This is a genomic window from Gelria sp. Kuro-4, assembly GCF_019668485.1.
Lineage (GTDB): Bacteria > Bacillota > DTU030 > DUMP01 > DUMP01 > DUMP01.
This window is the reverse complement of sequence record NZ_AP024619.1, coordinates 1,793,974-1,805,703: the sequence shown is the minus strand read 5'-3', so window position 1 is coordinate 1,805,703 and position 11,730 is coordinate 1,793,974. Positions and strand designations below refer to the sequence as shown.

Here is an 11,730-nt window from a genome sequence, read left to right as displayed (position 1 = left end):
TCCTAAAAGATCACCGCCGGCTGGTATTCCCCGAATACCTCGCGCAAGACGCCGCAGATTTCGCCCAGCGTTGCGTAGGCCCGCACACACTCGAGAATGTAAGGCATCAGGTTAGCCTCGCCTTGCGCGGCGGTCTTAAGCTGAGTCAGACTGGCGGCAACGCGCCCGTTGTCCCGGCTCGAGCGCAGCCCGGCAAGCTTGGCGCACTGCTGGCGTTCCACCTCTGGATCCACCCTGAGAAGCTCCGGCAGCTTTTCGTTTTCCACCTGGAACTTGTTAACGCCCACAACAATGCGCTCGCCGGCTTCCACCGCCTTCTGGTAAGCGTAGGCGCTCTCCTGAATCTCGCGCTGGATAAAGCCTTCCTCGATGGCCGCCACCGCTCCGCCGAGCTTATCGATCCGTTCCAGGTACTGACCGGCTTCCGCTTCGATCCGGTTGGTAAGACTTTCCACCAGGTAAGAGCCCGCCAGCGGATCAATGCTGTTGGTGACGCCGCTCTCATAAGCGATGATCTGCTGGGTGCGCAGCGCAATGCGTACCGACTCTTCCGTGGGCAGTGAGAGCGCCTCGTCCCGGGAGTTGGTGTGCAGTGACTGCGTGCCGCCCAAAACGGCCGCCAGCGCCTGCAGCGTGACACGGATGATGTTGTTGTCCGGCTGCTGGGCGGTAAGCGCACAACCGGCGGTCTGGGTATGGAAACGGAGCATCAACGAGCGCGGGTTCTTGGCGCCGAAGCGTTCCTTCATGATCCGGGCCCAGAGCCGGCGTGCAGCCCGGAATTTGGCCACCTCTTCCAAGACATCCATTTGGGCGTTGAAAAAGAAAGACAGCCGGGGCGCAAAGGCATCCACGTCCAGGCCCGCGCGGACCGCCGCCTCGACGTAAGCGATGCCGTTGGCCAGGGTGAAAGCCACCTCTTGTACCGCCGTGCAGCCGGCCTCCCGGATGTGATAGCCGCTGATCGAGATGGTGTTCCACTCCGGCAGGTGCTGGGAGCAGTAGGCAAAAATGTCGGTAATGAGGCGCATGCTGGGTTTGGGCGGAAAGATATACGTGCCGCGCGCCGCGTACTCCTTGAGAATGTCGTTCTGAATCGTTCCCGAAAGCTTCGTCGAGGGAACGCCTTGCTTCTCCGCCACCACGATGTACATGGCCAGAAGTACAGCGGCGGGGGCGTTGATGGTCATGGAGGTGCTGACCTTGTCGAGGGGAATCCCGTTAAACAGCGTCTCCATGTCGGCCAGCGAGTCGATGGCCACCCCCACCTTGCCGACTTCGCCGCAGGCCAGCGCATGGTCCGAATCGTAGCCTATTTGCGTGGGAAGGTCAAAGGCCACGGAGAGGCCGGTTTGCCCTTGGGCCAGAAGGTACTTGTAGCGCTCGTTGGATTCTTCCGCCGTTCCGAAGCCGGCATACTGGCGCATGGTCCAGAGTCGCCCGCGGTACATGGTCGGCTGTACACCGCGGGTGTAAGGGTACTGGCCTGGGAACCCCAGGTCGCGCTCGTAATTTAGGTCGGCCGTATCCACCGGGGTATAAAGGCGCTCCACCGGAGTACCGGATAAAGTGGTGAACTCAGACTTGCGTTCCGGAAAGCGGGCTGTGGTCTTCGCCACTGGCCCGTTTTCCCAGGCTGCCTTTGCCGCTTGTATCTCCTTTAGGTCCGCCACATTCACTCGCCTCCCTGGTGCAGGAGTCCTTCCGCCGCAGCAAAACCGGCGGCCAGCGCTTTTTTATTCAGGTCCTTGGTCTTCGGCGGTACACGGTCGAGGACCGCCGTCTCCAAGGCCTCGCGGCTCACGAGGCCGGTGAGACCGACGATGACGCCCAGGGCGACAATGTTGGCCACCAGGTCCTTCCCCGCCTGCTCCACCGCTATTTTAGTTATCGGCACACGGTAGATTTGGCCGGTGAAGGCGGGAACTTTCTGGACATGATCCGTATCCACCACAAAAACCCCGCCCGCGCGGATGCTGGAAGCGTACTTATCGCAGGCCTGTTGACTCATCGCCAGGAACAGGTCTGCCTCGCCCACCTTCGGGTAATCGATGTCGCCGTCGCTGATGATAACCTCTGCTTTGCTGGCCCCGCCCCGGGCTTCCGGGCCGTAAGACTGGCTTTGTACGGCGTTTTTTCCATCGAGAATCGCAGCTTCGGCCAGGATAATGCCGGCGGTGATCAGGCCCTGCCCGCCAAAGCCGCTCAAACGCACTTCGGTTTTCGTCACTTTTGTTCCCCCCTTACCCTGGCCACCACTTCGGCGTAGACCTCTGTGTACTCGGGTGCATCCTGGTGGTACAGTTCCCCAATCAAGAATTTGCCCTCCAGCTGCTCGGGCGAGAGCTTGGCTGCGGCTTTAACGGGAACGGCGTGTTCCTTTTGCCACTCCAGCATCGCCACCGGCGAGGCCAGCTTGTTTTTGCGCCCGTAGTACATGGGGCACTGGCTGACAACCTCGATGAAGGAAAAGCCCTTGTGCTCCAGCCCCTTGGCTACCAGGTCGATGAGGGGCCGCGTATGGTAGGTTGTCCCCCGGGCCACAAAGGTACCCCCCGCCGCTTTGACGAGCTCGCAGAGGTCGAAATTGCGGTCCACCGTACCGTAAGGGGCCGTGGTGGCGTAGCTGCCGCGCGGGGTAAGCGGGCTGTACTGTCCGCCCGTCATGCCGTAGATGTCGTTGTTGAAAACCACCACGGTAAGGTCGATATTGCGCCGGGCGGCGTGAATAAGGTGGTTCCCCCCGATGGCTGCACAGTCCCCATCGCCGGTCAAGACCACAACCTTAAGTTCCGGTCGGGCCAGCTTGACACCCGTGGCGTAGGCAATCGCGCGCCCGTGGGTGGTGTGCAAGGTATCGAACTTCATGTAGCCGGGAGCGCGGGAAGAGCAGCCGATGCCGGAAACGATGACCGTCTTCTTCTGGTCTATCCCTGCCTGGTCCAAACCACGAACCACGGCGCCCATGATGATCCCGTTACCGCAACCCGGGCACCAGATGTGGGGCAGCTTATTCACCCGGAAATAGCGCTCCATGAGCTCCTCAACCGACATGTGCCGCCACCTCCTGAATCCGCTTTAAGATTTCCGCTGGCGTTATGAGCTCGGCATCCAAGCGGTTGAGGGGCGAAATCTCCGCTTGGCCCATCGCTATCCGCTCAACTTCGCGGACGATCTGCCCGAGGTTCATCTCGGCCACGATGATGGTCTTGGCCTGCTTCGCCGCCGTCCGCACGGCATCCTCCGGGAACGGCCAGGCAGTCACCGGACGGAGGAGCCCTGCCTTGAGTCCCTGCGCCCGAGCTTCACGCACCGCCGCCCGCGCCGAACGGGCCACCGAACCAGCCGCCACGACCACGATCTCCGCATCCGTCAGCTCCCATTCTTCCGCCCGGGCGACCGCGGGCCGCCGCTTCATGATCTTGGCGTGCAGGCGCCGCACCAGGCGGTCGCCGTCTTGTCCCCGCCCGGAAGGAAAACCGCTCTCATCGTGAACCAGCCCGGTGACATGGAAGTGGTAACCATCGCCGAAGGCCGGCATCGGCGGAACCAGGTTGGGGCCCGGTTCGTAAGGCAGGAAGCTCTCCGGGTCCACACTGGGTTTCACCCGGGAAACCACGCGCACTTCCCCGGGCGCGGGCAACTCGACTCGTTCACGCATGTGCCCCACGACCTCGTCCAAGAGCAGGATCACGGGGGTCCGCAGCTCTTCCGCCAGGTTAAAGGCCTCCACCGTCAGGTCGAAGGTCTCGCGGACGGAGGAAGGCATCAGGGCGATCATCGGGTGATCGCCGTGCGTACCCCAACGCGCCTGCATGATGTCACCCTGGGCCGGCGAGGTGGGCAGGCCGGTGCTCGGGCCGTAGCGCTGCACATCGACAATTACGCAGGGGACCTCCGTCATGGCCGCAAAACCAATGTTCTCCTGCTTCAAAGAGAATCCCGGACCGGAGGTGGCCGTCATCGCCTTCAGCCCGGCCAGGGAAGCGCCGACAACGGCGCTCATGCTGGCTATTTCGTCTTCCATCTGGATAAAGGTGCCGCCGATTTTCGGTAAAGCAGCGGCCAGACCCTCTGCCACTTCGGTGGACGGGGTTATGGGGTAACCGGCAAAGAACCGCACGCCCGCAGCCAGGGCGCCGCGCACGCAGGCTTCATTGCCGGAAAGAAGCTGCGCTTTCCGATCATTCGCCATGGGCTTTACCTCCTAAACTGATCGCGAAGTCCGGGCACCTGAGTTCGCAAAGGCCGCAGTTTGTGCAGGCAGCTGGATCAGCTATCACCGGTTTCCCATCGGCACGGGCCGTGAACACCTTCGCCGGACAAAAGGCGATACAGATGCCGCAGCCCTTGCACCACTTTTCGTTGAGTTTTATTTCCGCCGGCACTTTCGGCATAAATTTCACCTCATTCCCTTTCGTCAAGGCTCCCGTTCCTGCTTTTTTAGGTCCAGAAGCAAGCAGCGCAGCATGTTGATGGAACCGGTATCCAGGCGGTACTGCAGCGGTATTACCTCTTTGTCGGTGAGCCTCTTGACCTCGGCCAACCGGTCCAAGGAGCTGGCCACAGCATCGCTGCCGGCCAGGATGTCCTTAAGCTCGGCCGTCGTACCCGGTCGGATGTGGATGCCGATGATGCCGGCACCCCTTAAAGCCTCACTCACACCCTGCGCGAAAGCCGGATCCCGGCACACCAGGGCCAGCGTGCTTCCTTCCGGAAGGCGCGCAATGCGTACAATGGTCTCAAGCTCCAGCTCCAACGACACGCCCACCACCGGCTTCTCCAGGGGGTAGGCCAGCTGCTTGACCGCTTCCACATGCGGCAAGGTGGTAACAATCAGGTCGACGCTGCGCCACTCCTGGCGCGCCTCCTCCGGCCGGTTCTTAACCCGGCTCAAAAGGAAAGGCACAACCTTAACCCCTGCCTCCGCCACGAGTTCTTGCCGAAAGTACTCGCTTTGATCGTCAGCAGGGGCAACAAAGGCGAGGCGCACTGTGCTTAAGAGCTGCTTGCGCTCGCGTGCCCGGCCTACGGTAAACGCGAGAAAGTCGTCCGGGCTAAAACCTAGCTCGGCTGCTTCTTCCAGCGCCAAGTCAATAACTTTCAGCAGGCGTTCCTTACGGCTTGTTTTCTTTCTGTTTGGTGTCTCTCCCGCTACAAAGGTCCCACGTCCTTGCAGGGAAACCAGAAATCCTTCTGCTTCGAGTTCCTTGTAAGCCGCGCTCACCGTATTGCGGCTTACAGCCAGGGTCTCTGCCAGCTCGCGCTCCGTCGGCAGCTTCAAGCCGGGTTCCCAGACGCCGGTATTGATGAAGTGCTTAATTTGATTTTTCAACTGTACGTAGAGGGGAATGCCGCTTTTGGGGTTAATCAGGAGACCCGGATTGGTCGCTGCCACCCACCTCACCTCCTTTCTGCTCTTGGAACCATCCCCCGCTAGGAGTGGTTGATGGTTCCAATTGGCCCTTCAGGTAGGCCCTGCCTTCCGGCAGGGCCTACCCCGCTTACACCCTTACTCTAGTACCAACCGCGCAGTTTCATCGCCCGGGCTACCTTGTCGATAGCCGTCATATAGGCGGCATCGCGCATGCTGACGTTGTACTTTTCGTGCATGGCCCACACATCGTTGAACGCCTGCACCATCTTAACCTCGAGTTTGGCGTTGACTTCTTCTTCGGTCCAGTAGTAGTTCTGCAGGTTCTGGACCCATTCGAAGTAAGACACCGTCACGCCGCCCGCGTTCGCCAGGATGTCGGGCAGGACAAGGATGCCACGCTCGTTAATGATCTTATCCGCCTCGGGCGTGGTGGGTCCATTGGCCGCTTCAGCGATAAGCTTCGCCTTGATGTTCTTGGCGATCTCCGGCGTAATCTGGTTCTCCATGGCCGCCGGAACCAAGATGTCGCACTCGAGCGCGAACATCTCTTCCTTGCTGAGGTTGGCGGCGCCAAAGCCGGCAACACTGCCGTGTTCCTTCTTGTATGCCTCCAGAGCCTTAATATCGAGCCCGTCGGCATCGTAGGCGCAGCCCTTCGTGTCCGCAATGGCGATAACCTTGGTACCGGCTTCGGCAAAGAGTTCGGCCGCAAAGCCGCCGACATTCCCGAAGCCCTGAATGACCACCCTGGCGCCCTTTACGTCGAAGCCCAGTTTACGCGCCGCTTCACGGGCCACAAACAGGCAACCCCGGGAAGTAGCGGAGGACCGGCCCAGCGATCCGCCAACGGCTATGGGCTTACCGGTGATCATGCCCGGGTTGGGGTAACCTTTGATCTTGTCGTATTCATCCATCATCCAGGCCATGATCTGCGGGGTGGTATACATATCCGGAGCCGGTATGTCCTTCTCCGGCCCGACATAGGGCGCCAGCGCGCGGATAAAGCCGCGCGAGACGCGTTCCAACTCGCCTTGAGAAAGCTCCTTCGTATTGACGATGAGGCCGCCCTTGGCACCGCCGTAGGGCAGTCCCAGCGTGGCGCACTTGAAGGTCATCCACATGGAAAGGGCCTTTACCTCATCGGCGTAGACATCGGGATGGAAGCGGATACCGCCCTTGGTCGGGCCCATGGCGTCGTTGTGCTGCGAGCGATAGCCCTTGAAGACGCGAATGCTGCCGTCGTCCATCCGGACGGGGAAGGTCACCTCGTGGAAACGCACCGGCTCCTTGAGGAGTTCGTAGACGACTGGTTCCAGCCCCAGTTTGCCACACACCGTCTTGATTTGATCCCGCACGATGTCAAGGACATTCAGTTTTTCTTCCACGACTAAGCCCCCCCATTCTTAAGCTGCACAGAGAACTTACTCAGCCGAACCGGACCTGCTTCACCCCCTTTATTGGCTTAAAGGATGGATCAATGGTTCTTTTCCTATAACGTATATTCTCCCCGCACGCCAAAACTCCTCCTGGGTTAGAAAACTTTTCTTTTACTGGCTCTTTTGTAGCTGAGGCGGCAGGGCGATGGTAAGCGGTGCATCATGGTCGTAAACCACTAGATCGATTTCTAGTTTATCACCTGGTACGCTCCGGTTACTACCTTCCAGCCGCAGCCTGTGAACCTTAAACGTGGCCCGGCTGATCCAGCTCTCCAGGGTGAAGTCCGAAAAGAAAACGCGCCAGTACGGATTGGCTACTTCCCCCAGCTCCGAACGCAGGCGATAGCAGCCAGCCCCTCCCACTTTTTCCCGCCCTACCAGCTCGAACGAGGGTGCCTGAAGAAAATCCACCAGCGGGCTGGTTCCCAGGCTCACGGCCTCGGTCACCAGGTTGGGACCACCCTGTGCCTCCTTCCAGGTCCCATCGGCGGGATCCTTAAAAAAGATGCGGCGCCCCAGCTGGTACAGTTCCAAAGGGTAATCATAACTTCGCCCGCGCAGGTGGTAAGAATCGGGATGTACATACTCCCCCTCCACCTCACTCACCACCGCTTCCCGGCCTTCAATGACGCTGCGGATGGCCAACCGAAAGCGGTAGCTGGCCGTGCGCCGGAGCTCTTCCTGGGCCCGCCGGCCGAGCTCCTCCACCGCCGGGCCGGGTCGACCCAGGCCGCGCACAAAAAGGAGCGCCAGGACAAGCAGCACTGCGGCCGGCACCAACAGCACCGGGCGCGGCCGCACAGTCAAAAAGAGGCGCATGTTCCCCCCCCCTTTCTTCCTGGAACCAGTGTATGGCTCCAGGCCAAGGGTTTAGAACCTGCGCCTTCTCCTGAGCTCCGCAAGCACCTCGCCGCCCACGCTGCACGCCCCCAGCTGAGCCTTGCCCGCGCCGTGAAAGTCGCTCCCACCGGTAGGCACTAAGCTATGCATCCTGGCGAGCGCGTAAAGCCTCTCCTCGACTTCTTTGCTGTGTTCCGGGTAGAACACCTCTATCCCCTGCCAATTGAGCTCCAGCAGTTCTTCCAAAAGACCTGCTCCGGACAAGAGCCCGGGGTGCGCCAGCACGGCGACACCGCCGCTGCGCTGCACCAAAGCGATGGCACCGGCCGGAGTGAGCTTGGCCCGCGGCACGTAGGCCGGCCGCCCGCGGTCCAGATAGCGGGCAAAGGCCTCCTCCACCGACTCCACATATCCCGCCGCCACCAAGGCGCGCGCAATGTGCGGGCGCCCCACGGCACCCGTGCCGGCCTCCGCCGCCACTGCTTCCCAGCTGAGCGGCAGGCCCAGCGCGCGCAATCGTTCCAGCATCCGGCGGGCGCGGGTGAGCCGCTGCCGTCGTAGCTCGGCTAAACGGCGCTGCAGCTCCTCCGCCTGGGGGGTAAGGAAGTAACCGAGCACATGCACCTCTTCAGCGGCCGCCTCGGTACTGAGCTCCAGTCCCGGTATCACCGTAACGCTCAGTTCACGCCCTGCCTCAACGGCCTCGCCGATACCAGCCAGCGTATCGTGGTCGGTGAGCGCCACTGCCCCCAGGCCTTTCTCCCGGGCGGCAGCCACCAGCTCTCCGGGGGAGAGCGTGCCGTCGGAGGCGGTGCTGTGGGTATGGAGGTCCGCCCGGAAGTCCACCTTATCCCTCCCTATTCCGCAACTACGCTTTCACGGACGCGCTCGATCCGCATCGTGCGGCCGGAAGCAGGGTCAATGTCCGCCAGGATGCCGCTGAGCTCCGTATCTCCCTTGGCCACCGTAAAGCGGGCCGGCAATTGATTGAAGAAACGCTTTATGATGATCTCGCGGTCCACACCGAGCACTCCATCCCGGGGGCCGGTCATACCCAGATCTGTTATGTAACCAGTCCCGCCGGGTAGGATGCGTTCGTCCGCCGTTTGGACGTGGGTGTGCGTACCAAACACGAGGCTGGCCGCTCCATCCACGTACCAACCGAAGGCCACTTTTTCTGAAGTGGCTTCTCCGTGAAAATCAACGATCACCACCGGCGTCTCTTTTTTCAGCTGGGGTAGGAGATCACGGATCAAGCGAAACGGGCAATCCAGGGGTTCAAGAAACACTCTCCCGGCCAGATTGACGACGGCCGCCGCCTGCGCACCCCGCCGCCAGATGGTCCACCCTTGACCGGGAGCCCCAGGCGGGTAATTAGCCGGCCGCAAAAGCCGGCTTTCCTGGTCGAGCAATGGATAGATCTCCCGTTTGTTCCAAATATGATTGCCGCTGGTGATAATGTCTATACCGGCCTGCCACAGCTCCGCAGCCACCTCCGGGGTAAGCCCAAAGCCACCCGCCGCGTTCTCGCCATTGGCCACAACCAGATCCACATTAAGTTCCTTTCTAAGCTTTGGCACGAGCGTTTTTGCCGCCAGGCGCCCCGGCTTGCCCACGATATCCCCTATAGCTAGGACCAGCAAGCTTTGTCCTCCTCGCTTATGATTTTGGCCGTCTCCTTCCGATTCGACTTACCATAACGGTAAACCCGGAGCGTCCCCGCGGACATGTCACCCGCCGCGAACCCCTTTGTGGCCCCCATGCTCACCTTCTCGCCCCGAAATCCTGTCCCCTCTTCTATTCTCTTCTATTCGCCGCCGCGAAAGCACATCCCTGCCCAGCCGGGCCGGCCCTTATTACCAAAAAGAGGCGGGTCCAACCCGCCTCTACTTTGCGTACTCCACCGCACGCGTTTCCCGGATAACGTTTACCTTTATCTGACCAGGGTATTCCAATTCACTTTCGATACGCCGGACAATGTCGCGGGCCAAGCGCACCGCGGCCAGATCGTCGATCTTTTCCGGTTTAACCATAATGCGCACCTCGCGCCCGGCTTGAATGGCGTAAGACTTCTCCACGCCATCGAAGGAGTCCGCAATTTCCTCCAGCTTTTCCAGGCGCTTGATGTAGGCCTCCAGGGTTTCACGGCGGGCCCCCGGCCGCGCCGCCGACAGGGCATCCGCCGCCTGTACCAGGATGGCCTCGACCGTCCGTGGTTCAATATCGTTATGGTGCGCAGCGATAGCATGGATGATTTCTGCCGATTCGCCGAACTTCTTCGCCAGGTCTGCACCAATGGACACGTGCGGTCCCTCCACCTGGTGGTCGACGGCTTTGCCGATGTCGTGCAAAAGACCGGCTCGCTTGCACAGTGCCACGTCGGCGCCCAGTTCCGCCGCCATGATCCCCGCCAGGCGGCTAACCTCGATGGAGTGATTGAGCACGTTCTGGCCATAGCTGGTGCGAAACTTCAGCCTGCCCAGCAGCTTAACCAGGTCCGGGTTGAGACCGTTGACCCCGGTTTCAAAGGTGGCCTGCTCGCCCTCTTCGCGAATGCGCGTTTCAACCTCTTTCTTGGCCTTGTCCACCATCTCTTCAATGCGCGCCGGGTGGATGCGCCCGTCGGCGATCAGCTTCTCCAGCGCTACCCGCGCCACTTCCCGGCGTACCGGGTCGAAACCGGAGATGATTACGGCCTCTGGCGTGTCATCGATGATAAGGTCGATCCCGGTCATGGTCTCCAGCGCGCGAATGTTACGCCCTTCCCGGCCGATGATCCGGCCCTTCATCTCGTCATTGGGCAACGCCACCACCGAGACCGTTGTCTCGGCCACGTGATCGGCGGCGCAGCGCTGAATGGCCTGGGCGATAATGTCGCGCGCCCGCTTGTCTGCCTCTTCCTTGGCCTCCGTCTCGATATTCTTGATGAGCTGAGCTGTTTCGTGCCGAATCTCGTTCTCCACATTGGAAAGCAGCAGGTTACGCGCTTCATCCGACGTCAGCCCCGAAATGCGCTCCAGTTCCCGGACCTGGGCACGGTAGGTTTCTTCCAGTTTGTCCTGCGTAGCCTGAATGACCTTCTCCCGCTTCTCCAGGAGCTCTTCCTTCTTTTCTAACCCTTCCAGCTTCCGGTCCAGGCTTTCTTCGCGCTGTACCAAACGTCGCTCGAGCCGCTGCAGCTCGGCCCGGCGTTCACGGTTTTCCCGCTCGAGTTCGCTGCGTACGCGGTGAGCCTCTTCCTTGGCCTCGAGCAGCGCTTCGCGTTTTTTGGCTTCGGCGTCCTTCTTTGCCTCTTCCAGAATCCGCCGAGCTTCCTCTTCGGCTGAGGCGATCTTGGCCTCTGCGATATACTTGCGCGCGGCATAGCCGACAATGAGCGCTGCCACGGCTGCGCCGACGCTGATCATTATTGCCAGGTTGATCTCAATAATGCCCATTCACCTCCTTTTATGCAAAGAAGCCGAGCAAGAACTCGGCCGCAGACATGCGCTGGTACTTAGGGCGTACCTCACAGCTCACCTCGTTCACCGGGTATAACCCATGGTTAATTGTAAGCTAACGTTCTGCACTTGTCAAGGAGTACCAGTTTCCGATTCCTCCATCGGCAACCGGTTAAGGCACCACTCGATAACGTCGAGCGGGAAACCCCGGCGCGCGAGGTAATGCCACACCCGTGCCTTCACCCGGCCCGCCCCCACCGGCCTTAACTGGCGCGCCTTTTTCTCGGCTGCGGCCAGGCACAACGCGCGCACCTTGTCTTCATCGTAGGCGGCCAGCACATCGGCGATGAGCTCGGAGGTAAGCCCCCGCCGCCGAAGGCGTTCTCTCACCCGGTAGGGTCCCCAGCCCTTTTCCGTAAAGCAGCGCTCCGCTTCCCGCCGGGCCACCTCAACATCATTGAGGTAGCCGCAGCGGGCAACAAACAGGAGGGCCGCCTCAATCGCCGACGCCGGGAGCCCCTTCTCGGCCAGCTTCGCCTTAAGTTCTGCCCGGGTATAGGCGCACCGGCCCAAGAGCCGGAGGGCATGCTGCCGGGCCGCCCGCTCTAAAGCCCCGGGCGCATCGTCTCCTGCCACA

Annotated in this window: 12 protein-coding genes; all 12 read right to left on the bottom strand. The window is 61.0% G+C overall.

The window, feature by feature from the left end; all coding sequences use genetic code 11:
- Positions 1 to 2: 2 nt before the first annotated feature.
- Positions 3 to 1,655: a methylmalonyl-CoA mutase gene (locus tag K5554_RS09040; RefSeq protein ID WP_370636978.1), complete on the bottom strand. Its 1,653-nt coding sequence runs from the start codon at positions 1,653 to 1,655 to the stop codon at positions 3 to 5.
- 20 nt (positions 1,656 to 1,675) lie between these two features.
- On the bottom strand, positions 1,676 to 2,230 hold the full coding sequence (locus tag K5554_RS09035) for a 2-oxoacid:acceptor oxidoreductase family protein (protein WP_221038179.1): 555 nt from the start codon (positions 2,228 to 2,230) through the stop codon (positions 1,676 to 1,678).
- A complete protein-coding gene (locus K5554_RS09030; protein WP_221038178.1) occupies positions 2,227 to 3,054 on the bottom strand; it encodes a 2-oxoacid:ferredoxin oxidoreductase subunit beta in 828 nt (275 codons plus the stop codon). The genes K5554_RS09035 and K5554_RS09030 overlap by 4 nt, the downstream gene beginning before the upstream one ends.
- On the bottom strand, positions 3,044 to 4,195 hold the full coding sequence (locus K5554_RS09025) for a 2-oxoacid:acceptor oxidoreductase subunit alpha (protein WP_221038177.1): 1,152 nt from the start codon (positions 4,193 to 4,195) through the stop codon (positions 3,044 to 3,046). The genes K5554_RS09030 and K5554_RS09025 overlap by 11 nt, the downstream gene beginning before the upstream one ends.
- Positions 4,185 to 4,397 carry a ferredoxin family protein gene (locus K5554_RS09020; protein ID WP_221040567.1) on the bottom strand — a complete coding sequence of 71 codons (213 nt, stop codon included), beginning with the start codon at positions 4,395 to 4,397 and terminating at the stop codon, positions 4,185 to 4,187. The genes K5554_RS09025 and K5554_RS09020 overlap by 11 nt, the downstream gene beginning before the upstream one ends.
- A 23-nt stretch (positions 4,398 to 4,420) precedes the next feature.
- On the bottom strand, positions 4,421 to 5,398 hold the full coding sequence (locus K5554_RS09015; protein WP_221038176.1) for a GntR family transcriptional regulator: 978 nt from the start codon (positions 5,396 to 5,398) through the stop codon (positions 4,421 to 4,423).
- 119 nt (positions 5,399 to 5,517) lie between these two features.
- On the bottom strand, positions 5,518 to 6,762 hold the full coding sequence (locus K5554_RS09010; RefSeq protein ID WP_221038175.1) for a Glu/Leu/Phe/Val dehydrogenase: 1,245 nt from the start codon (positions 6,760 to 6,762) through the stop codon (positions 5,518 to 5,520).
- 162 nt (positions 6,763 to 6,924) lie between these two features.
- Complete coding sequence (locus K5554_RS09005) at positions 6,925 to 7,632, bottom strand: hypothetical protein (protein ID WP_221038174.1); 708 nt, start codon at positions 7,630 to 7,632, stop codon at positions 6,925 to 6,927.
- Positions 7,633 to 7,683: 51 nt separating this feature from the next.
- On the bottom strand, positions 7,684 to 8,499 hold the full coding sequence (locus K5554_RS09000) for a PHP domain-containing protein (RefSeq protein ID WP_221038173.1): 816 nt from the start codon (positions 8,497 to 8,499) through the stop codon (positions 7,684 to 7,686).
- A gap of 11 nt (positions 8,500 to 8,510) precedes the next feature.
- Complete coding sequence (locus tag K5554_RS08995; RefSeq protein ID WP_221038172.1) at positions 8,511 to 9,296, bottom strand: TIGR00282 family metallophosphoesterase; 786 nt, start codon at positions 9,294 to 9,296, stop codon at positions 8,511 to 8,513.
- A 243-nt stretch (positions 9,297 to 9,539) separates the two neighbouring features.
- Positions 9,540 to 11,060 carry a ribonuclease Y gene (rny, locus tag K5554_RS08990; protein ID WP_255565610.1) on the bottom strand — a complete coding sequence of 507 codons (1,521 nt, stop codon included), beginning with the start codon at positions 11,058 to 11,060 and terminating at the stop codon, positions 9,540 to 9,542.
- A gap of 165 nt (positions 11,061 to 11,225) precedes the next feature.
- The gene (locus K5554_RS08985) at positions 11,226 to 11,729 is read right to left on the bottom strand and encodes a regulatory protein RecX (RefSeq protein ID WP_221038170.1); all 504 of its coding nucleotides are present in this window, start codon (positions 11,727 to 11,729) and stop codon (positions 11,226 to 11,228) included.
- Position 11,730: the final 1 nt, after the last annotated feature.

Bases quoted from the DNA above. Each gene is read 5' to 3' on its own strand.
- K5554_RS09020 (WP_221040567.1), bottom strand. From the start codon at position 4,397: ATGCCGAAAGTGCCGGCGGAAATAAAACTCAACGAAAAGTGGTGCAAG.
- rny (WP_255565610.1), bottom strand. From the start codon at position 11,060: ATGATCAGCGTCGGCGCAGCCGTGGCAGCGCTCATTGTCGGCTATGCC.
- K5554_RS09025 (WP_221038177.1), bottom strand. From the start codon at position 4,195: ATGGCGAATGATCGGAAAGCGCAGCTTCTTTCCGGCAATGAAGCCTGC.
- K5554_RS09030 (WP_221038178.1), bottom strand. From the start codon at position 3,054: ATGTCGGTTGAGGAGCTCATGGAGCGCTATTTCCGGGTGAATAAGCTG.
- K5554_RS09005 (WP_221038174.1), bottom strand. From the start codon at position 7,632: ATGCGCCTCTTTTTGACTGTGCGGCCGCGCCCGGTGCTGTTGGTGCCG.